This window comes from Nonomuraea sp. NEAU-A123, assembly GCF_018603905.1.
Classification (GTDB): Bacteria; Actinomycetota; Actinomycetes; order Streptosporangiales; family Streptosporangiaceae; genus Nonomuraea.
Window position 1 is genome coordinate 87,017 of sequence record NZ_JAHFZZ010000002.1, and the last position, 23,431, is coordinate 110,447.

General features: G+C 68.8%; 23 protein-coding genes and 1 pseudogene. 11 read left to right on the plus strand and 13 right to left on the minus strand.

Annotated features, from left to right (window positions below; all coding sequences use genetic code 11):
• Window positions 1-50: 50 nt before the first annotated feature.
• Window positions 51-1,340, plus strand: a complete 1,290-nt coding sequence (locus KLK06_RS04435; protein ID WP_214634016.1) for a HAMP domain-containing sensor histidine kinase — start codon at window positions 51-53, stop codon at window positions 1,338-1,340.
• A 19-nt stretch (window positions 1,341-1,359) separates the two neighbouring features.
• Here the strand turns inward: KLK06_RS04435 and KLK06_RS04440 are convergent, their stop codons facing one another.
• The 3 genes from KLK06_RS04440 to KLK06_RS04450 form a co-directional block, all read right to left on the minus strand.
• The gene (locus tag KLK06_RS04440; protein ID WP_214634017.1) at window positions 1,360-2,037 is read right to left on the minus strand and encodes a response regulator transcription factor; all 678 of its coding nucleotides are present in this window, start codon (window positions 2,035-2,037) and stop codon (window positions 1,360-1,362) included.
• 352 nt (window positions 2,038-2,389) lie between these two features.
• The gene (locus KLK06_RS04445) at window positions 2,390-3,010 is read right to left on the minus strand and encodes a TetR-like C-terminal domain-containing protein (RefSeq protein ID WP_214634018.1); all 621 of its coding nucleotides are present in this window, start codon (window positions 3,008-3,010) and stop codon (window positions 2,390-2,392) included.
• Window positions 3,003-3,839: an alpha/beta fold hydrolase gene (locus tag KLK06_RS04450; RefSeq protein ID WP_214634019.1), complete on the minus strand. Its 837-nt coding sequence runs from the start codon at window positions 3,837-3,839 to the stop codon at window positions 3,003-3,005. The genes KLK06_RS04445 and KLK06_RS04450 overlap by 8 nt, the downstream gene beginning before the upstream one ends.
• A gap of 329 nt (window positions 3,840-4,168) precedes the next feature.
• Between KLK06_RS04450 and KLK06_RS04455 the strand changes: the two genes are divergently transcribed.
• Window positions 4,169-5,134: a tyrosine-type recombinase/integrase gene (locus KLK06_RS04455; RefSeq protein ID WP_308168100.1), complete on the plus strand. Its 966-nt coding sequence runs from the start codon at window positions 4,169-4,171 to the stop codon at window positions 5,132-5,134.
• 31 nt (window positions 5,135-5,165) lie between these two features.
• On the opposite strand, the gene KLK06_RS04460 is transcribed toward KLK06_RS04455, so the two are convergent.
• Window positions 5,166-5,390 (minus strand): hypothetical protein, encoded by a 225-nt coding sequence (locus KLK06_RS04460; RefSeq protein WP_214634020.1) that lies wholly within the window; start codon window positions 5,388-5,390, stop codon window positions 5,166-5,168.
• A gap of 270 nt (window positions 5,391-5,660) precedes the next feature.
• Here KLK06_RS04460 and KLK06_RS04465 point away from each other — a divergent pair, with 270 nt between their 5' ends.
• The 7 genes from KLK06_RS04465 to KLK06_RS04495 all read left to right on the plus strand — a co-directional run bounded on the left by KLK06_RS04465 (window position 5,661) and on the right by KLK06_RS04495 (window position 13,113).
• Complete coding sequence (locus tag KLK06_RS04465) at window positions 5,661-6,050, plus strand: alpha/beta fold hydrolase (RefSeq protein WP_214634021.1); 390 nt, start codon at window positions 5,661-5,663, stop codon at window positions 6,048-6,050.
• Window positions 6,047-6,364: a hypothetical protein gene (locus KLK06_RS04470; RefSeq protein WP_214634022.1), complete on the plus strand. Its 318-nt coding sequence runs from the start codon at window positions 6,047-6,049 to the stop codon at window positions 6,362-6,364. Before KLK06_RS04465 ends, KLK06_RS04470 begins: the two co-directional genes overlap by 4 nt.
• 360 nt (window positions 6,365-6,724) lie before the next feature.
• Window positions 6,725-7,768, plus strand: coding sequence for a LacI family DNA-binding transcriptional regulator (locus tag KLK06_RS04475; RefSeq protein WP_214634023.1), 1,044 nt, complete (start codon window positions 6,725-6,727; stop codon window positions 7,766-7,768).
• Window positions 7,769-7,926: 158 nt separating this feature from the next.
• Entirely contained in the window at window positions 7,927-9,279 is a 1,353-nt protein-coding gene (locus tag KLK06_RS04480) for an ABC transporter substrate-binding protein (protein WP_214634024.1), read from the plus strand.
• The gene (locus KLK06_RS04485) at window positions 9,276-10,148 is read left to right on the plus strand and encodes a sugar ABC transporter permease (protein WP_308168101.1); all 873 of its coding nucleotides are present in this window, start codon (window positions 9,276-9,278) and stop codon (window positions 10,146-10,148) included. The genes KLK06_RS04480 and KLK06_RS04485 overlap by 4 nt, the downstream gene beginning before the upstream one ends.
• On the plus strand, window positions 10,145-11,011 hold the full coding sequence (locus tag KLK06_RS04490) for a carbohydrate ABC transporter permease (RefSeq protein ID WP_214634025.1): 867 nt from the start codon (window positions 10,145-10,147) through the stop codon (window positions 11,009-11,011). The genes KLK06_RS04485 and KLK06_RS04490 overlap by 4 nt, the downstream gene beginning before the upstream one ends.
• Before the next feature lie 17 nt (window positions 11,012-11,028).
• Window positions 11,029-13,113: a beta-galactosidase gene (locus KLK06_RS04495; RefSeq protein ID WP_214634026.1), complete on the plus strand. Its 2,085-nt coding sequence runs from the start codon at window positions 11,029-11,031 to the stop codon at window positions 13,111-13,113.
• Window positions 13,114-13,560: 447 nt separating this feature from the next.
• On the opposite strand, the gene KLK06_RS04500 is transcribed toward KLK06_RS04495, so the two are convergent.
• The 8 genes and pseudogenes from KLK06_RS04500 to KLK06_RS04535 form a co-directional block, all read right to left on the minus strand.
• Window positions 13,561-13,701: a hypothetical protein gene (locus tag KLK06_RS04500; RefSeq protein ID WP_214634027.1), complete on the minus strand. Its 141-nt coding sequence runs from the start codon at window positions 13,699-13,701 to the stop codon at window positions 13,561-13,563.
• 525 nt (window positions 13,702-14,226) lie between these two features.
• On the minus strand, window positions 14,227-15,807 hold the full coding sequence (locus KLK06_RS04505; RefSeq protein ID WP_214634028.1) for an ISL3 family transposase: 1,581 nt from the start codon (window positions 15,805-15,807) through the stop codon (window positions 14,227-14,229).
• 146 nt (window positions 15,808-15,953) lie between these two features.
• Complete coding sequence (istB, locus tag KLK06_RS04510; RefSeq protein WP_214634029.1) at window positions 15,954-16,733, minus strand: IS21-like element helper ATPase IstB; 780 nt, start codon at window positions 16,731-16,733, stop codon at window positions 15,954-15,956.
• Complete coding sequence (locus tag KLK06_RS04515; protein ID WP_214634030.1) at window positions 16,730-17,497, minus strand: hypothetical protein; 768 nt, start codon at window positions 17,495-17,497, stop codon at window positions 16,730-16,732. Before KLK06_RS04515 ends, istB begins: the two co-directional genes overlap by 4 nt.
• Before the next feature lie 295 nt (window positions 17,498-17,792).
• Window positions 17,793-18,032 (minus strand): annotated as a pseudogene (locus KLK06_RS04520) (transposase); the annotation flags it as partial.
• Between the two features lie 100 nt (window positions 18,033-18,132).
• Window positions 18,133-18,906 (minus strand): class I SAM-dependent methyltransferase, encoded by a 774-nt coding sequence (locus KLK06_RS04525; RefSeq protein WP_206062001.1) that lies wholly within the window; start codon window positions 18,904-18,906, stop codon window positions 18,133-18,135.
• Window positions 18,907-19,038: 132 nt separating this feature from the next.
• The gene (locus KLK06_RS04530; protein ID WP_374197098.1) at window positions 19,039-20,367 is read right to left on the minus strand and encodes an IS256 family transposase; all 1,329 of its coding nucleotides are present in this window, start codon (window positions 20,365-20,367) and stop codon (window positions 19,039-19,041) included.
• 179 nt (window positions 20,368-20,546) lie between these two features.
• Window positions 20,547-21,128, minus strand: coding sequence for a TetR/AcrR family transcriptional regulator (locus KLK06_RS04535; RefSeq protein WP_214634032.1), 582 nt, complete (start codon window positions 21,126-21,128; stop codon window positions 20,547-20,549).
• A 100-nt stretch (window positions 21,129-21,228) separates the two neighbouring features.
• Between KLK06_RS04535 and KLK06_RS04540 the strand changes: the two genes are divergently transcribed.
• A complete protein-coding gene (locus tag KLK06_RS04540; protein ID WP_214634033.1) occupies window positions 21,229-21,687 on the plus strand; it encodes a nuclear transport factor 2 family protein in 459 nt (152 codons plus the stop codon).
• A gap of 244 nt (window positions 21,688-21,931) precedes the next feature.
• Here the strand turns inward: KLK06_RS04540 and KLK06_RS04545 are convergent, their stop codons facing one another.
• Complete coding sequence (locus KLK06_RS04545) at window positions 21,932-22,438, minus strand: hypothetical protein (RefSeq protein ID WP_214634034.1); 507 nt, start codon at window positions 22,436-22,438, stop codon at window positions 21,932-21,934.
• Window positions 22,439-22,563: 125 nt separating this feature from the next.
• On the opposite strand from KLK06_RS04545, the gene KLK06_RS04550 reads away from it, so the two are divergent.
• Window positions 22,564-23,124 carry a hypothetical protein gene (locus KLK06_RS04550; RefSeq protein ID WP_214634035.1) on the plus strand — a complete coding sequence of 187 codons (561 nt, stop codon included), beginning with the start codon at window positions 22,564-22,566 and terminating at the stop codon, window positions 23,122-23,124.
• The last annotated feature ends 307 nt before the right edge of the window (window positions 23,125-23,431 follow it).

Genomic DNA, 23,431 nt, shown 5'->3' on the forward strand with positions numbered 1-23,431 from the left:
TGAGCAACGGGTTAGCGGGGCGTTTACCTTGGTTCTGCCAACCTGGAGGGGTGACAGCACAGGGCGTGCCGCTGCGGCGGCGGGTGCTGGTGGTGATCGTCAGCGTGACCGCCCTGGCCGTCGCGCTCTTCCTGGTGCCCCTGGCGATCGCGGTGAACATCCTCTACCACGACCAGACGGTGGCCGCTCTCCAGCGCGATGCCGCCTGGGTCGCCGCCGCCGTCCCCGACGAACCACGGGGACCGTTGAAACTGCCGACGGGCCTGCCTGGCGACCTGGCCATCGGCGGCTACACCCTGGCCGGCGCCCGCCTCTTCGGCGACGGCCCCGCCCACTCCCGCCTGGCCGTCTCCAGCAAGGACGGCCGGGTCCACGACACGGTGGAGGGCGGCTTCCTGGCCGTGTCCGCCCCCGTCCCCTCCGACGAGAGCCCCGCGCTGATCATCCGTGTGGCGACGCCGAACTCGCAGGTCGAACAGCGTATCCATCAGGCGTGGCTACTCATGGGCGGGCTTGGGCTGATCGTGATCGCGCTGGCCGCGGGCGCGGCCGTGCGCCAGTCGGCCCGGCTCGCCGCACCTCTGGAGCGGCTGACCGCCGCAGCGCAGACGCTCGGCGGCGGCGACTTCAGCGTCCGCGCCGCACCCTCCGGGCTACGGGAGGCCGACCAGGCCGCACAGGCCCTGGAGGCGACGGCGCGCCGCCTCGGCGAGGTGCTCGCCCGCGAGCGGGCCTTCAGCGCCGACGTCTCCCACCAGCTGCGCACCGGATTGACCGGCCTGCTGCTCGGCCTGGAATCGGCGCTGTCCCGGCCCGGTGCGGACCTGGCCCCGGCGGTCCAGGCCGCGCTGACCAGGGGCGAACGGCTGCAGGAGGTCCTCGACGATCTCGTACGGCTCAGCCGCGACAGCCGCGCGCCCGCCGAGCGACTCGACGTGGACGCGCTGATGGAGGAGATCCGGCAAGAATGGCACGGCCCGCTGGCCCGGCAGGGCCGCCGCCTGACCATCACCGTGGAACCCGCGCTGCCGCCGGTTACCGCCCAGCCCGCCGCCGTCCGGCAGATCCTGCGCGTCCTGCTCGACAACGCCCTGCGCCACGGCCAGGGAGAGGTCGCCGTCACCGTCTCCGACGTGGGACCCGGCATGGCCGTCGAGGTGAGCGATCACGGGCCCGGCGTGGCCCCGGACAGCGACCCGTTCATCAGATCCAGCGGCCACAGCCACGGCATCGGTCTCGCCCTGGCCCGGTCATTGGCCGAAGCGGAAGGAGGCCGGCTGGTGCTCAGCCGCGCCAGGCCCCCGCTGTTCAGCCTGCTGCTACCCGGCCACGACACCTAAACAGCCTGCCGGCGGCGGGTCATGGCTCGTAGCGGTAGCCGCGCCCCCGCACCGTAACGATCCGCTCCATCGGCTCGCCGTGCTCGGCCAGCTTGCGGCGCAGCGCGAACACGTGCACATCCAGCGTCTTGGTGGGGCCGAACCAGTTCTCGTCCCACACCTCATCCATCAACTGCTCGCGCGTCACCACCTCGCCCGCCCGGCTGACCAGCGCCGCCAGCAGGTCGAACTCCTTGGGCCGCAACACCACCTCCTCCTGCCCGACATAGGCGCGCCGCGCGGGCAGGTCGAGGCGCAGCCGCCCGGCGGTCAGTATGCGCTCTCCCGGTGCCGGGCCGCGCCGGCGCAGGTGCGCGCGGAGCCTGGCCATCAGCTCGGTCAGCCGGAACGGCTTGGTCAGATAGTCATCAGCCCCCGCGTCCAGCGCCACCACGACCTCGAACTCCTGCGTACGAGCCGTCAGCACGACGATCACCGTGTCCGGCACCCTCAAGCGCAACCGCCGGCACAGAGCCACCCCATCCACATCGGGCAGCCCCAGATCCAGCAGCACAAGATCCGGCTGGTGCCGCTCGGCCGCCTGCACCGCCTCGGCCCCGTCCGCGGCCGGCTCCGCCTCATAGCCCTGCGCGGCCAGCGCCTCGACCAGCTCGGACCGGATGACCAGATCGTCCTCCACGACCAGCACACATGCCATGCGGCCGATGGTATGAGGTGCGCTGCCAAGGTGAGGAAAACCGTCAGTGATCAGCCCGGTCGTCGCCGAGCTGATCAACCACACGCCACGCCCAGGCCGCCGGAAGTCCCCGGAACCGTTACGCGTGCGGCAACCACACGATGTGATCGCAGATCTTCCCGCACCAGGCATACAGACCACTCGATCAACGGTCTGTGCCGGTATGGACCTCCGGCGCGACGATGCCGTCTGTGCGCAGCAAGCCGAGTCCCAGCAGAATCCAGGCGGCGGAGAAGATCAAGGGAATCGGCCCTACCTCCAGGACATGTGGTCGGTGGGGCCGGGGACTGGCGTGGAGCGCAGTCCACGGCGGTCAGAGCGTCACGCCCGGCGCGGCCCTGCGGGAGGGGGCGCTGTTGGTGCTGGTGGCCGTGGTCTCCTGCAGGCCGTGGTCGATGAAGTCGATCATCCAGGTGAAGCTGTCGTCGATGTCGGTGGCGAACTGGAACCCGCCGGCTACTTCCAGGGATGCGTATCCGTGCAGGACGGTGCGCAGCATCCGCAGCGCGTGGATCTGCTGGTCGGGGTCGATCCGGTAGCCGTGCAGCATGGCCGCCCAGGAGTCGACCACCCGGTTGAGGGCGTCGATGAGGGGGTCGTCGGGTCCGGTCGGGCGGGCGGCGTTGGCTGCGGCGTATCGGCCGTGGTGGTCCTTGACGAACGTCCGCATCGCCTGTGCGCCGCGGGCCAGGGCTTCGGTGCCGGCCCGGCCCTGGATGGCGTCGCGGATGGCGTCGGCGCACTGGTTCATGGCCAGGATGGCGATCCGGTGGGCGAGGTCGGTCTGGCCGGTGACGTGCTTGTACAGCGAGGGGGTCCTGACCCCGAGTCGTTCGGCGACCAGGCCCATGCCGAGCTGGTCGAACCCGACCTCGTCGACCAGGGCGGCGGCGGCTTCGGTGACCGTCGCGGCGGTGAGTCCGGCCCTAGGCACCGGCAGCCGCCTTGGCCAGGAACGGCAGGGCCAGCGCGAGGACCTGGTCGGGGGTCTGGGCGTGCGGGTAGTGGCCGGCGCCGTCGATCACGGCCAGCTCGCCGAGGCCGGCGGGCAGGTCGGCGATGATCTTCTCCCCTTCGGCGCGGGGGTCGGCCCAGTCGGGGTCCAGGCTGCCTTCGACGATCAGGACCGGGCAGGTGACGTGGGCGAGCTGGGTGCCGGCGTCGGTGGGCTTGGACTTGCACATGTCCTGCAGGGCCTTCATCCGGCCGGGCTCACTCAGCGTGGCCTCGATGCGGGCCAGTTCGCTGTTCCAGTCGGCGGGCTTGGCCGGGTAGGCCACGTCAAGGTACTTCTTCCAGTCCGCCAGGCGTCCCCGGACGATGACCTGCGCCATCCGCGTGTACCCGATCCGGAAGCGCTTGACCCGGATCAGCCCGCCCAGGTCGACCGGCTGCGCACGAGTGAACGGAGCCAGCTCGATCACTCCGCTGATCATGTCGGGCGCAGTGGCGGCCGCGATGGTCGCGGCGCCGCCGCTGATCGACTGCCCGATGATCACGGCCGGGCCGCCGAGGTGACGCACGACGGCGACCAGATCGCCGGCGATGTCGGTGCGGCTGTAACCGTCCCAGCCGAGGCTGGACTCACCGCACCCACGGATGTCGACGTTCGCGACCCGGTAACCGGCGGCCACCAGGCCGGGAACGAGGAAGCGGTAGGAGTGCCGGCTGTCGCCGATACCGTGCGCCAGCACGACCAGGGGACCCTCCCCGGTCACGTCGAAGGCGATGGTGTTCTTGCCGATTCTCAGGTGCTCGGTCATGCCGTCCTCCACCAAATGGCTAATCTGATTAGCTATAGACTATTTACGTTAGCTACGAAGGTCAACACCACACCCAGCCGCGCTCGATCGGGGGCCGGGCATCGGGAACGAAGAGTCCCCGCCGAACGCCTTCGGGCCTGGCTCCCCTCCCCAGCCGACGTGGTGGTCGGGCCGACAGCCCTGGCTCTGCCCTCCTCGCTATGTGACACAGAACTCACATTATGTGTCACATGGGCTGCCATCGGGCTGTGTCCGCCCAGCTCGGCGTTCGCCGCCACGATGGCGACTCAGCTACATTATGTGTCACATCGCCTGCCTGGAGAACGTCCGTGTCCGTCGTGTCCTTCCCCGGCCCGCCGGCCCCGGCCGCCGGTCCCTCGCCCGCCTCGTCGATGACGGCCGCGGTCGAGCGCTTCCTGGAGTCGGTGCGGGCGGCCACCACCCGCGCCGGCTACGCCGAGACCCTCGCCCGCCTGACCGTCGTGGCCGGGCCGGAGTATCCGGTCGCCGCGCTGACGCCCGAGCAGTACGCCGCGGTGATGGACCGCTGGACGGCCGCGGCCGCCGCCACCTGGAACCGGCACCTGTCCGCGCTGGTCTCCTTCACCACCTGGGCCCAGCGCCAGGACCTGCTGGCCACCAACCCCGCCCGACGGCTGGAGCGGCGCAAGCCCGCCCGGCGCGGTGACCGCGCCATCCCGGCCGCCCGGCTGGACAAGCTGTTCAGCGACCCCGCCAACGCCCTGCGGGAACGGGTGCTGTGGAGGCTCCTGTACGACACGGCTGCCAGGGCAGAGGAAATCCTCAGCCTCAACGTCGAGGACCTCGACTTGGAGTTCCGCCGCGCCCGGGTCGTCTCCAAGGGCGGCGCCATCGAGTACGTGCACTGGGCCACCGCCACCGCCCGGCTGCTGCCTCGCCTGCTGGCCGGCCGCGCTGCCGGGCCGGTGTTCCTGGCCGACCGGCGCGCCCCCACTTCCGGATCCCGCGCGCCCGCGCGCGGTGACATCTGCCCGATCACCGGACGCGGGCGGCTGTCCTACCCACGCGCCGAGTACCTGTTCAAGACCGCCTCCGCAGAGCTGGACCCGCACCGCCAGGGATGGACGTTGCACCAGCTCCGGCACAGTGCGTTGCAGCATCTCGCACAGGCCGGACGGACCGCCCCGGAGTTGCAGGCCAAGAGCCGCCACCAGCACCTGGCCAGCCTCGGCCGGTACGTCCGCCTGGGCGAGGAGACCTCCGCGCGCATCACGGCCGAAGCCGACCCCGCCCGGCGCCGCCGTCCCCACTGACCTCCACCCCCAGGCGCTGGAGCGAACGCGGTCAGGAGGACTCCCGCACCAGCAGCACCTGATCATCGTCAGCGTCGGGCTCGACGCGGTACTCGGCCTTGCGCAGGTCGTCGGAGTACCGGGAGAGCTCCTCCTGCGCGGACGCCTCGGCGTCGTCGGCGCACGCGACCTGGAACGGCCTTCCGTCGCCGCCGCCCTCTACGACGAACCCGCCGTGGCGCTCGCTGAACTCCCGACGCCCCGCCTTGCGCAGCACCGTCCGGATGACCTCAGCGTCTCGGTCCCGCGCCGTCCACAACGGGCGACCGCCGCGCCGTACCCGAACTCCGGCTTGTCGTCGCTCATGGTCAACACCGTAAGCGAATCGAGACCTTAGCCATAGGTTTCCGTATCAATCCAGGTTAGAGGCTACTTCGTTGGAAATTTCTTCATCGCTACCGGGACCCCTTCACCGGCGCGTTCGCCGGGTTCTGGGTGCAGGACCTGGCGGGCGAGGGCTGCACGGCGCGCTTCGAGCAGGTCCGGTATGAAGCCACACGTTGAGACCCGGGGCCACGACGGACCTCCGCTGCTCCTGGTGCACGGCTGGGGCGGAGACCACCGGACGTGGCGCGCCCTGGACTTCGGCGAGCGCCGGGTGATCGCCCCCGACCTGCGCGGCCACGGCAGATCCCCGGCTCCCGCCTGCGGATACCGGCCCGTCGACCTGGCCAGCGACCTGGTGCCGCTGCTGGACGGTCCGGTGGTGGCCATCGGGCACTCCATGGGCGCCCAGGTGGTCACCGCGCTGGCAGTCGAGCATCCGGAGTTGGTCAGCGCGCTCGTGGTCATCGCTCCCGCCTACGGCGCGGACGAGGCGGAGGAACGGCTCATCCCGAAGCGGCTGGCGGCATCGCCGACCAGAACGCTTATGTGAGCGTGGTGCGCGGTGGCGTCGATCCGGACATCTACCGAGCGACGTTCGCCATGGGCGGGGTCTGGGGGCCGTGGACCAATTTCGAGACCGCGAAATTCCCCTTCCCACCCGGTGTCGAGGTGGACTTCGAGCCAGGCCAGTTCCCCCGTGTGAGCATCAGCAAGGCCACCGAGGGGCTGCACGTGGTCGGCACCGCGTCGGGGCAGATCTTCCATCAGCTGCGTAATCCAGGATCCGTCGCGATCTTCCGAGATGTGGAGCTCGTCGGCGTCGGCCAGGACGTGGGCTACTTCGTCTCGGTTGCCTGCGGGTGAGCGCCGATCACCGGGGCACACCGCCGAGTGCCACATCCCGATTGTCAGCGCATCCTGCTGGCCCAGGCCCCGGTCATCCAGCGCAAGCACCTCACGCGGCCCCTTCCCGCGATCGCGTTGATCATGTGACAGGTGTGGGTGCCGGGTGGGGCGGTGCAGATCGTTCGTCCTCCTGGTGAGGTGGTGGCCTCGAGGTCGACCGCGACGACCCCTTCTCGTCCCCGCGGTCCATCTCACACGCTGAGACCCGCTGAGCGCATGGCGTGGCAACGTTCCGGTAACAAGCCGTTGACGTGGTCGTTGAGTTGCCGCAAGACTGATGACTACGTAGTCAATGAGGCTCTCCCCGGAGCGTGAACCATGCGCGAAACAGGTCGCGGTCCCCGCCGCCCGGTCGGCAGCATGGACGTCGCGCGCCTGGCCGGAGTGTCGCAGAAGACCGTCTCGCGGGTGATCAACGGCGAGCCCAACGTCCGCGACCACCTGCGCGAGCGCGTGCTGCGGGCCGCGAGCGAGCTCGGCTACCGCCCCAACACCGCCGCGCGGGCGCTCATCAAGGGCCGCTTCCACCGCATCGGGGTCGTCTCGCTCGGCAGCGCCCTGTACGGACCGGCCGCGACGCTGGTCGCGCTGGAGCGGGCGGCCCGCAAGACCGGTTACTCGCTCAGCATCGTGTGCACGCTCGAAGGCGAGCCGGGCGGCATCAGCGCCGCCATCGACACGCTGATCAGCCAGGGCGTGGACGGCATCGTGCTGTCGGAGCCCATTGACGACGGACAAGACGTGGCCTTCGACCCGGACGTGCCGGTCATGAGCTTCAACCAGCTGCCCCAGCCGTACGCCGAGAAGGGCGTGTTCATCGGCGGTGACGGCGCCTCCGCCGGGCGCGTGGCCACCGAGCACCTGCTGTCACTGGGCCATGCCACCGTCTGGCATGTCGCCGGGCCGCAGCGCTGGTGGGCCGCGCGTGACCGGCTGGTCGGCTGGCGGGCGGCCCTGGCCGCGGCAGGGGTGCCCGAGCCGCCGGTCCTGCATGGCGACTGGCATCCGGCGTCGGGGTACGCGGCAGGCGTCCAGCTGGCCACGGCCGCCGGCGTGACCGCCGTGTTCGTCGCCAACGACGACATGGCGATAGGCGTCATGCGGGCGCTCGCCGAGGCTGGCCTGCGCGTGCCGGAGGACGTCAGCGTCGTCGGCTTCGACGACACGCCCTCGGCCGCCTACCTGGTCCCGCCGCTGACCACCATCCACGGCGACTTCGAGGGGGCCGCGGTCCGCGGCCTCAAGCTGCTGGTGGAACGGATAGAGGGCGTCACGGGCACGCCCGTGCCGGAGGAACCACCGGTTGAACTCATCGTGCGCGGCTCGACCGCGCGCCCCCCGGGAATCGAGGTGACCGGCTGACACCCTGACCCTCACAGCGTGCGCGCTCTGCGACGGCGCGCCGCTGACATGACCGAAGCCGGGGCGACCTTCTCGCCACGCCCGGCTTCGGCCTGCTCGGAGCCTGGACCTGCGACGTCCGGCTCCATGTGCTCAACACACGAGAAACGAGTCTATCAATGATCATCAGCAAGCGGTGGCTCCCCGTGCTGGCCGTGCTGAGCCTGGGCCTGAGCGCCTGCGCGGGAAGCCCCACGACCACCACCACCCCGGCCGCGCAGAACGCCGGCCAGGCCGACATCGACAAGGCCATGACGACACCCACGGAGCTGACCTTCTGGACCTGGGTGCCGCAGATCGAGAAGGAAGTCGCCCTATTCCAGAAGAAGTACCCGGCGATCAAGGTGAAAGTCGTCAACGCCGGCCAGGGAGAGCCGCAGTACACCAAGCTCCGCACCGCGCTCAAAGCGGGCAGCGGCGCCCCGGACGTCGTCCAGATCGAATTCCAGTACATCCCCACCTTCACGATCACGGGCAGCCTCCTCGACCTGCGCCCGTACGGCGCGGCGGCGCTGAAGGACAAGTTCGTCGACTGGACCTGGTCCCAGGTCACCGGTGACGGCGGCGAAGTCTGGGCGATCCCGCAGGACTCCGGCCCGATGGGCATGCTCTACCGCAAGGACATCTTCGACAAGCACGGCATAGCCGTACCGAAGACCTGGGACGAGTTCGCCGCGGCGGCCCGCAAGCTGCACGCCGCCGACCCCGGCGTCTACCTGACCAACCTCGCCTCGAACCAGAACGCCGTCTGGACGGGCCTGCTGTGGCAGGCGGGCGCCAAGCCGTTCGGCACGCCCGCCAGGGATCGCGTCACGATCAACCTCAACGACGAGCACTCCCAGAAGCTCGCCACCTACTGGGGCGGCCTGGTCAAGGAGGGCGTGGTCTCCACCGACGCGGACTTCACCGACCAGTGGTACCAGTCGCTCAACCGGGGCAAGTACGCGACCTGGCTGACGGCCGCCTGGGCGCCCACCTTCCTGACCACCAGCGCCAAGGCGACCAGCGGCAAGTGGCGGGCCGCGCCACTGCCGCAGTGGCAGGCGGGCCAGCAGGCCTCCGGTAACTGGGGCGGCTCCACCTCGGCGGTGACCAAGGGCACGAAGAATCCCATAGCTGCCGCGAAGTTCGCCGAGTTCCTCAACACCGATCCCGAGTCGACCAAGATGATGGCGACCCAGCAGTTCCTCTTCCCGCCGACGAAGGCGTTGCTGGCTGACCCGGAGTTCGTCGGGCAGAAGCCGGAGTTCTACGGTGGTCAGGCGGTCAACAAGGAGTTCGCCGCCATCAGCGGCACGGTGTCCACCGACTTCCAGTGGCCGCCTTTCCTCGACCAGGTCGTCAGCGACTGGGACGAGACCGTCGGCAAGGCGCTGGGCGACAAGGGTGACGTCACCGCCGCGCTCGGTCAGTGGCAGTCACGGACCACGACCTACGCCACGAACCAGGGGTTCAAGGTCGAGTCGAAGTGAGACGCGCCAGAACCTGGACCGGTTACCTGTTCGTCGCGCCGTTCCTGGTGGTGTTCGTCGCGATGCTGGTGGTGCCGCTGGCGTACGCCGCCTACCTCAGCCTCTTCAAGGACCAGCTCATCGGCGGCACGGTGTTCGGCGGGCTGGACAACTATGCGCGTGCGCTGACCGACTCGCGGCTGCTGGACGGCGTGTGGCGGATGGCCAGGTTCTTCCTCACGCAGGTGCCGATCATGCTGGGGCTGGCGCTGTTCTTCGCGCTGGCCCTGGACAGCGGTGTGCTGCGGCTGGTGCGGCTGTTCCGGCTGGGCATCTACATCCCCTACGCGGTGCCGAGCGTGGTGGCCGCCCTGATGTGGGGCTACATCTACGGCCCCTCCTTCGGGCCGCTCGCCCAGCTCGCCGACAAGCTGGGCATCTCCTCACCGAACCTGCTCAGCGGCGACTTCGCCCTCGGCTCGCTTGCCAACGTCGTCACCTGGGAGTTCACCGGCTACAACATGATCATCCTGTACGCCGCGCTGCGCGCGATCCCGCCGGAGCTGTACGAGGCCGCAGCCGTGGACGGCGCCGGTCCCTGGCGTACCGCCTGGAGCGTGAAGATCCCGGCGATCAGGTCCGCGCTGCTGCTGACCGTGATCTTCTCCCTCATCGGCAGCTTCCAGCTCTTCAACGAGCCGCAGCTGCTGCAGCGGCTCGCGCCCAACGTCATCGACAGCTCCTACACGCCCAACCTCTACGCCTACTCGCTGGCCTTCACCAGCCAGGAGGTCAACTACGCGGCGGCGGTGTCGTTCCTGATCGGACTGGTCATCGTCATCGCCTCTTACACCGTCCTGCTGGCCACGAACCGCCGGAGCAAGCCATGACCACCATCACGGCGAGGCGCCGGCGCGGGAACGTCCTGACCCTGGCCATGCTCGCCTTCCTCATCTACTTCCTGATGCCGCTGTTCTGGCTGTTCGTGGCGTCGACGAAGACGACGGGCGACCTGTTCTCCAGCTTCGGGCTGTGGTTCGCCGACGACTTCTCACTGCTGTCCAACGTGCGCGCCACGCTCACCTACGGCGACGGCGTCTACGTCCGATGGCTGCTCAACACCCTCCTGTATGCGGTGACCAGCGCCGGGGGCGCGGCGGCGCTCGCCGCCCTGGGCGGCTACGGCTTCGCCAAATACCGCTTCAGGGGTGACCGGGCCCTGTTCGGGCTGGTCCTCGGGTCGATCATGGTGCCGACCACGGCGCTGGCCATCCCGACCTACCTGCTCTTCAGTAAGGTCGGGCTGGTCAACACCCCGTGGGCGATCATCTTGCCGTCGCTGGTCAGCCCGTTCGGGCTGTATCTCATGCGCGTGTACGCCCAGGACGCCATCCCCGACAGCCTGCTGGAGGCGGCCAGGATCGACGGGGCCGGCGAGTTCGGCATCTTCTTCAAGGTGGTGCTGCGCCTGCTCATGCCCGGTGTGGTCACGGTGCTGCTGTTCACCCTCGTCGCCACCTGGAACAACTACTTCCTGCCGCTGATCATGCTGAACAACCCGTCGCTCTACCCGGTGACCGTGGGGCTCGCGTCCTGGTCATCGCAGTCGGCGGCCGGCGGCGGCGCGACCGGCGACCTGCTCGCGCTGGTGGTCACCGGCTCGCTGCTGTCCGTCGTGCCGCTCGTCGCGGCCTTCCTCCTGCTGCAGAAGTACTGGCAGTCCGGCCTCACCACCGGTGGGGTCAAGCAATGACCCGGAATGGAGAACGTGTGCTTCCCGACCAGGTGCTCTTCGGCGCCGCCTACTACCACGAGTACCAGCCGTACGAGCGGTTGAAGACCGACCTCGACCTGATGGCCGCGGCGGGCTTCTCGGTCATCCGCGTGGGCGAGTCCGTCTGGTCCACCTGGGAGCCGGAGAACGGCCGGTTCGACCTGGACTGGCTGCGGCCGGTGCTCGACGGCGCGCACGAGCGCGGCATCCACGTCGTCCTGGGTACGCCCACATACGCCGTGCCGCCGTGGCTGGCCCGCCAGTACCCCGAGATCGCCGGCGAGCGGGCGACCGGTGAGCGCATCCCGTGGGGGGCCAGGCAGGAGGTCGACTACACACACCCCGCGTTCCGGTTCCACGCCGAGCGGGTGATCCGCGAGGTCGTCGCCCGCTACGCCGATCACCCCGCGGTCATCGGCTTCCAGGTGGACAACGAGCCGGGCTTCGAGCTGTTCCACAACCACGGCGTCTTCCAGCGCTTCGTGGACCACCTGCGCCGCCTCTACGGCGACGTCGAGACACTGAACCGCGAGTGGGGCCTGGTCTACTGGTCGCACCGCCTGTCCACGTGGGCCGACCTGTGGACTCCGGACGGCAACCTCCAGGCCCAGTACGACCTGGCCTGGCGCCGCTTCCAGGCCGACCAGACCGCCGAGTTCATCGACTGGCAGGCCGGCATCGTGCGGGAGTACTCGCGGCCCGGCCAGTTCGTCACCACCTGCATCTCCTACAACCGGCCCGCCCTGGCCGACGACCAGCTGACCCGCCACCTGGACGTCACCGCCGGGAACCCGTACTACGCGATGCAGGACGGCCTGGCCCTCCCCGACGCCGGCGCGGGGGCGCAGGGCTGGACGACCAGCGGGACCTGGGCGCTCTACCACAGCGCCGACCGGATGTACTCCTCCCGCCAGGAGCCCTTCCTCGTCACCGAGACCAACGCGCAGTCGATCGGCTTCCCCTGGATGAACCGGCCCGCTTACGACGGGCAGTGGCGCCAGGCGGCCTATGCCCTGGTGTCGCGCGGGGCGAGCATGATCGAGTACTGGCATTGGCACACGCTGCACTTCGGCGCCGAGACGTACTGGGGCGGCGTCCTCCCGCACAGTGGCCGGCCCGGGCGCGTCTACCAGGAGATCGCGCGCATCGGAGCCGAGCTCAGGACCGCCGGCGAGCTGGTCGCCGGGCTCACGCCGGACGCCGACGTCACGATGCTCTACTCCGCGCCGAGCAAGTGGGCGCTGGAGTTCTACCCGCCGCTCGCCGACGGCGAGGGCGGGCCGGACCGGCGCTCGTACGAGGGCATCTTCGACCCGTTCTACCGCGGCGCCTTCGACGCGGGCCTGCAGGTGCGCATCATGCACGCCGGGCAGCTCACTGGAGAGGACGCGGCGGTCGCCGCCGCGCGGCATCCCGTCCTCGTCGTCCCCGCGCTCTACATCGCCGACGACGCCACACTCGACTGGCTCGCCGCCTACGCCGCCGCCGGAGGTCACCTGGTACTCGGGCCGCGCACCGGATACGGCGACCTGGAGGCGCGGGCCCGTACCGAGGTCATGCCGGCCCGTCTCGCCGAGCCCGCCGGCATCTGGTACGAGGAATTCGCCAACCTGGACACCGACCTCCCGGTACACGCGCCCGAAGGCTCGCCGCTGGTGCTCCCGCCCGGTGCGGCCGCCACACGCTGGGCGGACGGGGTGCGGGCGGAGACCGCGCAGGTGCTCGCCCGCTACGAGCACCCGCACTACGGCCGGTGGCCCGCCATCACCAGCCGGGCGCACGGAGCCGGGCGGATCACCTACGTGGGGACCGTCCCGGACACCGTGCTGGCCCGCGCCCTGTTCGACTGGGCCGTCCCGGCCGAGCCGTCAGGGTGGCGGTTCGGGGCAGCGAGCGTGACGTCGACGGGCGCCACTTCGCGCGACGGCCGCAAGGTGCGTTTCGTACATAACTGGTCGTGGGAGCCGGTCGCGGTCCGGCTGCCGGTCGCGGTGCGGGACGTCCTCGGTGAGAGCGACCACGACGCCGGCCAGGAACTGGCGCTCGGCCCTTGGGACGTGCGGGTCCTCGTGGAGCGCTGACGCCGCGAGGGGCGCCCGCCGAGTGGTGGCCGGCGGACGCCGCCGAGGGTAATGCTGATCAGGGGGCTACGCCGTGGGGGTGGGGCATACCGGCCCTCTCACGAACAACTACACACAGCAATGATAAACTACTGAATGTAGCCATTCCTGTGCGAGTGATCCCTACCGGCGCGGTGTCAAACACTATCCCCCGCCTCCGGCGAGCTGGGGCGGGGGAAACCTTCCCTGACGCCCTCTTGTTGATCTTCAACTTGTCCGGTTGGCGAAGTTTTGTGATCACCGGAGGGACAGGGTTATGTCAGGGTGGCAAAGTCTGTAGTCCGGCCTGGCGGGAAAACCGTCTCCCTCCTACGGATAGGCCCGCAACGGCCATAGCCTGAGACGGCCGGGCCTCCTACCTGGGGGACTTAGCGGGCTCACCCGGTAGGAGGCCCGGCCACCCACGTGTTAGTGGGTGGCGTCGTGATCGCTGCTGGTCCAGATGAGCCAACCCAGCCACAGCACGAGCTTGATCACGGTCAGGCCCGTTCTGAGTCGCTGATGCCGATCACGATTGGGACGGGGCGCCTCCTCCACGGGTGTTCTCACCTCCTCTCCGCCGAGACCATCCGGCAGATCCGACCGGATGCTCCTGACGGGCGAAGGGGGCGGTGAGTGCCCTATCCCAGGCTGAACCCTAGGGGATCGGAGTCGGCCCATCAGTGTGGGTCATCGCAGCCAGAGAGGTGATTTTCTCCCCATGGCGGATAGGGCTTCCAACCTCCCGCCGGGGCGACATCACACCGAGTGGTAGATCCACGATCACGCTGTATGGCTTTCTACCAGGGACGAACAGAGTCGACCAGCCGAGAAACCACACCGCATGGAAGCCAGCCACGCAAGGATGAGGTTTGTCTCCCGGCGGGGGGATCGCTCTCTGCGGGGGAGGATCAATCTGGACTTTTGGTGACACGGAGGCCCGGCGAGAATCACGTCAGAGCAGGAGACCTCCCGCGCGTTGCCGGACACCAGCGCCTTCCCTACCCGGGGGTCGGACCTGGCGACCTCGCGTAATCAGGTGTCGTCTATTCTGTCAATGGTCAAGTGCGTGTGGGTCTGGCCCACTTTTCGTGATCAGTAGCCGTGCAGGACACGAACGCGGAGCAGGTCGGGGTTGGCTCGTCCGTACATGATCCGTTTGATCATCTTGATGCGGTTCACGTTGCCTTCCACGGTCCCGGAGCTATAGGGCAAGGTGAGCCCGGATTTGACCGCCGCCCAGTCCCGGCGAAGGCCGGCGACGAAGTCGCGCAGTTCTCGTGCTGGACTGGCCTCTGCTCGCGCTGCCCAGCTTTCCAGGTCATGCTCGCCACGACGGTGAACGAGCATCTCGGCGAACTGGCGCGTCAGCTCGGTGATCGAGGCGAGTTCCGGGCAGCGGGCGGTGATCTGTTCCAGCTTGGCCAGATCTTCCGCGGCGACCTTGCTGGGTGGCTGGACGATCCAGCCGGTGACCTCCCGGATCTTGGGTGCGGGAGGTGTTGCGGGTTTGGCGGTTGTCATGCGGAGCTTGCCGGTGAGGCGTCGGAGCGTCCAGGCGCTGCCCAGATAGCCGCGTTCGCGCAGTTCAGCCAACAGTTGATCGGTGCTGCGGCAGCCTTGCTCCCAGCGTTGGTGCAGGTAGGGAAGATAGGCATCGAGGATCGTCCGGTACGGTGCGCGCTCGTCGCTGATGAGGTCGTCGGCGCTGGTGACGGCGGCGTAGCGGCGCACGGTCTTGCGATCTAGCCGTAGCTCGCGGCTGATCTGGGTGATATTCATCCCTTGGGCGAGGGCCTGGTGGATCTCAGCGTGCCGGATCCTGATGCGGGCGGCCGAGGATCCTTCCTCGCGGGTCGGCTCCGGGGCGGCAGGAGGCTCCGCAACCTCGGTCTTGGCCGGTTCACGCAGGTGCGCGCGGTGCCGGGACACGGCCCGCTGGACCGCGCCGGACAGGTTGTGGAGCAAATGCCAGCGATCAGCCACCTGCACCGCCAACGGGGCGCCGCGCTGAGCACCTTCGGCATAGCAGCCGGCCCGATCCCGGCAGATCACCTCCACTCCGGGATGAGCCTCCAGCCAGGCCGCAAACGAGTCCGCCGAGCGATCCGGCAGCAGGTCGACCACATGGCCGCCCTCCACGTCGACCAGCACTGTTCCGTAGGTGTGGCCCTTGCGCCAGGCGAACTCATCGACCCCCAGCACCCGGGGAGTCGCCACCTGCGGATCCGGCAAGCTCCGCAACAACCGCAGCAGCGTCGAACGACCCACCGCACAGGCCAGGCGAGCGGTATGACGTGCACCGGGCCGACCACCCAGAGCCAGCGCCACCACCCGCAACATCGAGACCAGCCCCGCTGCGCGCCGACCGTGCCTGCTGGTCAGACCGGCCACCTGCTCGGCGAAAGTCCGTTTGCCACAGGCGGAGTTGTCGCAGAAGAAGCGACGCACCCGCACCTGGAGCAGCACCTCCTGCCCGGCCACCGGCAGATCCGACAGGAACCGCTCATAGCGGCTATGAACCCCCACCGACTCCCATCCACAGGCCGGACAAGCGCTCTTCGGCTCCGTCGTCGCAGCCTTCACCCGCATGGTCGCACCCATCCGATGCACCCGCTCGATGCGAACGGCGGCAAGATGCGGAAACACGACCGCCAACAGCTCCATGATCGACATAGAGCAGCGTCCCGGCACCAGCACCGGCCCGCACCCGGCTCAACAAGATTGTGATCTTGCAAGTACGGCCGATCACTAAATGTGGGCCAGACCCGTGCGTGTCGCCGCTGGTGGCCGGTTTAAGGTCCCCGCTGCTTCGTAGTTGACTACTTCTTGGTGAGGCGTGCTGGTGTCCTGGTTCGTGCCTGTTTCATGCGGAAGGACTCGCCCTCGGTGACCACGACGATGCTGTGGTGCAGGAGTCGGTCCAGCAGGCTGACGGCGGTGGTGTGTTCGGGCAGGAAGCGTCCCCATTGGTCGAAGGGCCAGTGTGAGCCGATCCCGAGGGCGCGGCGTTCGTAGGCGGCGGCGACGAGGCGGAACAGCAGCTGAGCGCCGGTGTCATCCAGCGGGGCGAAGCCGACCTCGTCGATGATGACCAGATCGGCGCGCAGCAGGTTCTCGATCACGCGGCCGACGGAGTTGTGGGCCAGCCCGCGATAGAGGGTCTCGACCAGGTCGGCGGCGGTGAAGTAGCGGACCTTGGGCCCGGCCTGGACCGCGGCGACACCGAGGGCGATGAGGCTGTGGGATTTGCCGGTGCCGGCCGGGCCGACGGCGCAGTAGTTTTCCGCTGCCCGGACCCATTCCAGCGAGGCGAGGTGGTCGAACGTCGCCTTGGGGATGGAGGAGGCGGCGACGTCGAACTCCTCGATGGTCTTGAGCATCGGGAACGCGGCGGCCTTCATCCGGGCGCGGGTGTTGGAGGCATCGCGGGCGGCCAGTTCGGCATCCAGCAGGGTGCGCAGGAACTCTTCCGGATTCCAGCGTTGGGTGCGGGCCGTGATGAGCAGTTCGGGCGCCAGGCGGCGGATGGTGGATAGCTTCAGCCGGCGCAGCCCGTTGTCCAGGTCGGCGGCCAGCGGGGGGATCGCGGGCGCGGTCATGACGCCTCTCCCACCTGGTCGAGGGCGTAAGCGGTCAGCGGCCGGGTGGGAACGTGCGGCAGTTCCAGCACCAGAGCCTGGCCTGGGGGGCGGATTTGGGCGGTGCCGGCTCCGGCGGCCAGGATCGAGCGCACGTCCTCGGCCCGCCAGCGGCGAAAGCAGATCGCCCGCTCCAGCGCCGCCAGCAGCGCCTGCTCGCCGTGCGCGGCGCGCAACGCGGCCAGTTGGACCAGGTCGCCGGCCAGGCGGGCGTTGCCGGAAGCGGCCGAACCGGCCAGGAACGTTTCCGCGACCGGGCCGAGCTGCAGGAACGTCTTCTCCGTCTCGGTGCGGGCCCGGGCGGCGCGGCGGGGCGCTGGCCGGGGACCGCCGTAGTGCTCATCGGTCACCGAGGCCTGGCCGGGCGCGACCGGCGTGTGGGTGGCGACGATCTCGCCGGTGGCCGGATCAGTGATCAGCAGGTGCCTGTCGGCCTCGGTCACCGCGACCTGGGTGCCGATCAGGCGGGTGGGCACCGAGTAGCGGGCCGAGCCGAACCGCACGCAGGAGAGCCGATCGACCTTGCGGGTGGCCGGTGGCTTGCCGATGGCCGGGCGCAGCGACGGCAGCGCCGCCAGCAGCCCATGCTCGGCTGTCAGGCGTTCGGCGGGGATCGCGCAGATCTCCGCGTGCGGGACCGTGTTCACCTCGGCGCACCACTGGCGGGCGGCGACGTTGGCCGCGGTCAGGTCCGCGAACGGGGCCAGCAACCGCAGCCTGATCACTGGTGGAGGTGGACGGCACAGTCACCAACCACTCGATGACCAGCGTCGCTGCAACTGCTATGACCAAAGCGCTGCAGTCAGCTGACGAAGATGCTGGTCCGGGCGCTGTGAGTCACCCCGCTTGCAGCAAAAATTGGTCACAGCCCTGCAGCGGCCGAAGCCCAGAGGCAGGCGAGCAGGCCTCAAATCGACACCTCACTCCTCGCCAGCGGGCGCGAATGGCCAGATCTCAGCAAGCTGATGTCGACGACACGTGAATACTGGATCAGGCACAGATTTCGTGATCGGACCCTGGTCAGTCAGTCAGCAGGATGCGTTTGCGCAGGAGATCGGGGTTGGCGCGGCCGTACATCTGCCGCTTGAGCATCTTGGTCCGGTTGACGTGCCCTTCGACGGGCCCGGAGCTGTAGGGCAGGGTGAGCCCGGCGGTGACGGCGTCTTGGTCCCGGCGTAATCCGGTCACAAAGGAGTGCAGCTCAGGCAGGTCGTCGTTGAGAACGGCGGTCATCCACGTCTGATCGACGAGCATTCCTCGTCCGAGGCGTTGCGTTGACCACTTGAACCCGCACCGATGAGAGGGCGCAAGCGTCCTGCGAGCAACCGCGCGGTCCGGCCAGGGACTGAGAGTCCGGTGTTTATACCTTGCTCGCGACCACCATGTAGTTCTCGGCCTCAAGATCGAACGTGCTCAGTTCCGTTTGGAGTCCGACCCGGTGCAGCTCGACTTCGAGTTCCTCGTACCGGTAGGGCCAGCAGGACAGCAGTTCCGAGCGGACAAGAACCAACCCGGTCGCATCAACTTGCGCGATCGCAATCTCGATGTGGTGCTCCTCCTCCCAATGCGGCGCAATCTCCCAGCGGTAGACCACGACGGCATCGCGACCGTTCCGGCGGACGAGTCGGTCACTGATCTCCAGCCGGGAACCTCTGGCCCTCACGAGTTCCCAAGTGCGGGATGTGAGTACCAAGCGCCCGCCGGGGCGCAGAAGCCGTGACATCGACTCCAGAGCAGCACCCCTGCCTGTCGCGCCCGCGGCATGGTGAAGCGAGTTGCCAACGCAGAACACCATGTCGAACGTGTTGTCCTGGAAATGGTCGGGCAACTCTTCCCAGTTCGCCCGTACGGCCCGGACGGATGCCCCGAACTCCTCAGACAACTCTGCAGTCCGACGAACCATCGCCTCGCTGGCGTCAGTTGCGACAACCTGCATGCCACGACCGGCGAGGCCAACCGCCAACTGTCCGGTTCCGCACGAACAGTCGAGGACGTGAGCGTTCGACGGCAGGAGATTGAGGACGTCGTCGAACGACGCAGCGAACTCGGCTGGAGGCAACTTTGCATCCGAGATGAGCCATTCGTACACCTCGGCAAGCACGTCATAGCCTGTCACAACCACTACCTCCGTCACGCGGCAGACTCACGGTAGGACGTCAGTCCATCAGCGGAGCAAGCCGGGCACCAATGGTTTTCGCAAGGATGGCTCTGAGAGGTTGTCACTTCAAGTGTGTAAAGATCGTTCCTGATAGCTAGCGAGCGGTCTTTACTTGATTCGCCCTGGATAGGCGATGTCGAGTTCGATGAGTGCCTCGCGCCAGCCGATGGTGCGTTGTCCCTCGATCAGGCGGGCGGTGCTGGGCGAGTCCTTGATCTTGCCGGTCTTCTCCTTGTACACGGCGCGTTCGCGGGCGCGTTTGTCCTCGATGTTGATGATGGCCAGCCACAGCAGCTTGACCACGGCGTCGTCGCCGGGGAAGTGCCCGCGCGCCTTGGTGACCTTGCGCAGCTGGTAGTTCAGCGACTCGATGCCGTTGGTGGTGTAGAGCAGCTTGCGGACCGCCGGGGAGAAGGCGAAGAACGGCGTGAAGCGGTCCCAGGCGGTCTCGAATACGCGGGCCGCCTGCGGATACCTTTCGCCCCAGGTGGAGGCGGTGAAGTCGGCCAGGGCGTCGAAGGCCGCCTGCTCGCTGGGCGCGGTGTAGATCTTCTTCAGTTCGGCGGCCAGCGCGGCGCGGTCGCGGCGGGCGACCGGCCGCAGCGCGTTGCGGATCAGGTGAACGACGCAGGTCTGCACGGTGGTGTGCGGGAAGGCGTGGTGGATGGCGTCTTCGAAGCCGTTCAGGCCGTCGGTGCAGGCGATGAGGATGTCGCGCACGCCGCGGTTTTTCAGGTCGGTCATCACCGTGGTCCAGAACCGGGCCGACTCGCCGGCGGTGGCGTGATCGAGCGGGGTCTTGGCCAGCCAGATCCCGAGGACGTGCTTGTCGCCGTCGGCGTCGATGCCGACCGCGAGGTAGGCGGGTTTGGCCTGGACGCTGTGGTTGTCGCGGACTTTGACCACGATGGCGTCCAGGAACACCACCGGGTAGACGGCCTCCAAAGGCCGGCTCTGCCAGGCACGGACCTCTTCGAGCACGGCGTCGGTGATGTTGGAGATGGCTTCGTGCGACAGTTCGGTGTCGTAGATCTGGCGCAGATGGTGCTGGATGTCGCGCACGCTCATGCCGTGCGCGTACAAGCTGATGATCATGTCGTCCAGGCCGCCGGAGATGCGGCCGGCCCGCTTGGGTACCAGCACCGGCTCGAAGGTGCCGGCCCGATCCCGGGGCACGGTCAGCCGCACTGGCCCCACCCCGGTCTGCACGGTCTTGCCGATCCTGCCGTTGCGGGAGTTGCCGCTCCTGTGGCCGGCCGGATCGTGCTTGCCATAGCCCAGATGGGCGGACAACTCGCCCTCCAGGGCGCGTTCCAGCACCGCCTTGACCAGTTCGCCGAGCATCGAGCCCTGCCCGGTCAGCCGCAGCCCGCCCGCCCCGTCCTTCGAGCGCTCCAGCAGCAGGTCCAGCACATGATCGCCGAGCAGATCCCGCAGCGGCACCTCGCCGTCACGATGGGGGGATTTTCCCCCGCCATGATGAGCAGCCGCGTGCAGCAGCGCCGATGCGTCATCGTGCTGGTCCCGCTCCACCGCGGCCAGCGCGGATCTTCCCCGTGTCGTGGACATGATCGTGTTCTCCCCCGAGATGGTGAATGATCGTTCTAGACTTCCGTCTACGTTTGGTGATCATTTCCACACCTGGAGGGATACCCCCTAGGCGGCTGGGAGAGGCCGGAGAGGACGATGTCGATGGCCCGGGACAGGGTTTCGGGGTTGGGTGGCATGGTCGCGGACGCCTGGGCCAGGCCGCGGATGAGGAGATAGACCTCCTCGACGGTGGCGGAGGGGCGTACGGCTCCGCTGTTCTGTGCCTGGCGGAGTACCTCGCTGACGGCGGCCTTCAGGCGGTCCGAGGCGCCGATGGCGGCGGTGGAGGGCTTCGCGGGCAGCATCGTGCCGAGGGTGAGTTTGGTGGCTCCCGTTTCGATCATCGTGCGGAGCAGGGTGCGCCAGCCTGTCGCGGGGTCTGGGGTTGCGGCGATGGCGAGGGCCTGGTCGGTGAGGCGGTCGAAGTGCCGCAGGAGGGCCGCCTCGATCAGCTCCTCCTTGGTGGGGAAATGGCGGAAGACGGTGGCGTGGCCGACGCCGGCCCGTCGGGCGACCTCCTCGGTCGATCCGGCCGCGCCCTGGGTGCCGAAGACCTCCTCGGCGGCGGCCAGGATCCGCTCCCGGTTCTCTCGGGCGTCTTGGCGCATCCGGTCCCTTTCCTTCGGTTCTGGTAGGGACTTTAACCGGAGTGGCTACTTCGGTACAGTTACCGAAGTTTGGACTTCGCTTAAGTTCTGGAGGAATGCTGTGCCGTCTTCACCAGCCGATGTCGTCCGTGCCGTCGCCGAAGGGGTCAGCCGTGTGATGGCCGGTGGTCTGAGCAAGGAGGAGAAGGAGGCGGAGTTCGACCGTCTCGCGAGTCTGTACGCCGAAGAGACCGACGTCCGGCATCCGTTCGCGCCGCTGGGTGACACTCCGCTGCGCACTCGTGCCGAGCTGCGGCACCACTTCTCCGGCGGGCCGGTCTGGGAGGTTGAACGGTTCGAGCCGGTGGGCCGGATCCACGAGACCGCCGATCCCGAGGTGGTCATCTACGAGTTCAGCTACGTCGGCTCGGTGGACGGCAGGGACTTCGCGGTGCCGTGCATCTTCGTGGTCCGGGTGCGGGACGGAGTCATCGTCGAGTCGCGCGACTACATCGATCACGTGGGCATGGCTCGGGCCTTCGGGCGGCTCGACGAGCTGGCCACCGCGCTGTCCGCCTGAGCAGGTAGCGGTGGCCTGGTCCGGGGGCTCGGGGCCAGGCCACCGCCCCGAGGGCGCGAGGCTGCTCCCTTCAGCCTTCCGCCGAAACCGACAACCTCTGGCCCTGGTGACACCACCCCCGGACCTGCACTTTCACTGGCCGCCTACCGGCACCCCCTGACCGCCCACCAGCACACGCTCTGGCCACCCACCAGCACCCGCCCGGCCACCCACCAGCACAAACAACGGCCACCACACAGCACTTTCAAGACCACCTAACAGCCCTTCCAGATGGCCGCTGGCACAAACCAAGACGGGTACCATCTGCCCCGTCGGCGCATGCGGTAGAGGCGCTGGTACGACGAGTAGTCGAACCCGTGTGGGCGCCTTCGTCGGCAGGATGTCTGTGATGGTCCATGGCCGGATCCGGGTCGTCGGGCGGCCGGGCGGAATTTTGCTGACATAGCAGGGCTTGAGCTACCGTGGCTGCGGTTTCGGCCTGTTCGCGCTGCCCTCGTTCGGCGGCCACCGCGCCGGTCAGGTCGGCGACCTCGGCACGGATCCGCTCAATCTCCGCGCTGGCAGCGGCCGCGGCCTGGTCAGCCACGGCTGCGACGGTGATCGCCTGTTCGCGTCGCTGCTGCTCGGCGCTCAGCGCCTGGCGAAGCCGTTCGATCTCCTGGGCGTGCGCCGCGGCGGTACCGACGACCTGGTCGCGTTCGTGCTCGGCCGCGCATGCCCGCTCCTGTTGGGTCTGCAGTTGCTGGCGCACGTCGGCAAGGTCGCGCTGGCGGTGGGCGCTGTCCTGTTGCAGGGCGGTGATGCGGGCGTTCGCGGCGGCGTTAGCTGGGTGAGCTCGGTGGTCTGCTGCCGGGCGGCGTCGCGGTCGCTCTCGGCTTGGCGCTGTTGGGCGGTGGCGTCGGCGGTGGCCTGTTCGGCCTGGGTGCGGGCGCTGTGGTGCTCGCCGACCTGCCGCCAAGCGTCTTGTTCGCGTTCCTCGGCGCGGTCGCGGGCGGCCTCGGCCTGGGCACGGGCCTGCTCGGCGGCGGAGATCTGGGTGGCGGCGGCGTTGGCGGCCGTGGCAGCGCGTTGACCGGCGGCCGCGGCGGCGGCGCGGGCCTCTTCGGCGGCTTGTTCGGCGGCTTCGACCTGCGCCAGCGCGCCGACGCTCAGCTCGGTGAGCTGGGCGCGCAGTGCGTCCTGGGAGGCCTGCCACTGCTCGCTGGCGTTCAGCAGCGGGGCCAGGAGATCCCGGGCGCGCAGCAGCGCGTTGGCGACTGGGGCGGCGTGTGCGGTGGTGCGGGCCCGGTGCGCGGCGGCGCGGGAGGCACCCGCTCTGGAGGCGTTAGCGTTCAGCTCTCAAGATCAATGCGCTGCACGAAGCGCCACACCTGTTGGTGGCTCTGCCAAATGTTCACGAGCCAGGCGGGACGGTCGGAGGGGAAAGGACGAGGTTGACGCTCTCCCCACCAGAGAAGCACGAGGGCACGCCCTGCGGCGTATATCTGTAGCGCCTCCCGCCGTATGTACAAAAGGTGACCGCGCATCCGCGATGGGGGCCCGTAGGACATACTTGCTATCACTCCCGAGCGCTCAAACTGATGAAACCCCCGGGCGCCGGCCCGCAAGTCCAGGGCGCGGGAGATCTCCTTCGAAGGGACGATGGCCCCGTCGACATCGTTAAGGACTGAGTGGTAGCTCTCCCACGTGTAATGATGCGCGAGCACCTCAGCGGGAACGGTGACACCGTCGTCCAGTCGCAGGA

What these genes read in the sequence shown, in the direction of transcription:
- istB (WP_214634029.1), bottom strand. Translation starts at nt 16,733, where the DNA reads ATGACCGCGCCCGCGATCCCCCCGCTGGCCGCCGACCTGGACAACGGG.
- KLK06_RS04490 (WP_214634025.1), top strand. Translation starts at nt 10,145, where the DNA reads ATGACCACCATCACGGCGAGGCGCCGGCGCGGGAACGTCCTGACCCTG.
- KLK06_RS04465 (WP_214634021.1), top strand. Translation starts at nt 5,661, where the DNA reads ATGAAGCCACACGTTGAGACCCGGGGCCACGACGGACCTCCGCTGCTC.
- KLK06_RS04505 (WP_214634028.1), bottom strand. Translation starts at nt 15,807, where the DNA reads ATGTCGATCATGGAGCTGTTGGCGGTCGTGTTTCCGCATCTTGCCGCC.
- KLK06_RS04535 (WP_214634032.1), bottom strand. Translation starts at nt 21,128, where the DNA reads ATGCGCCAAGACGCCCGAGAGAACCGGGAGCGGATCCTGGCCGCCGCC.
- KLK06_RS04475 (WP_214634023.1), top strand. Translation starts at nt 6,725, where the DNA reads ATGCGCGAAACAGGTCGCGGTCCCCGCCGCCCGGTCGGCAGCATGGAC.
- KLK06_RS04440 (WP_214634017.1), bottom strand. Translation starts at nt 2,037, where the DNA reads ATGGCATGTGTGCTGGTCGTGGAGGACGATCTGGTCATCCGGTCCGAG.
- KLK06_RS04450 (WP_214634019.1), bottom strand. Translation starts at nt 3,839, where the DNA reads ATGACCGAGCACCTGAGAATCGGCAAGAACACCATCGCCTTCGACGTG.
- KLK06_RS04480 (WP_214634024.1), top strand. Translation starts at nt 7,927, where the DNA reads ATGATCATCAGCAAGCGGTGGCTCCCCGTGCTGGCCGTGCTGAGCCTG.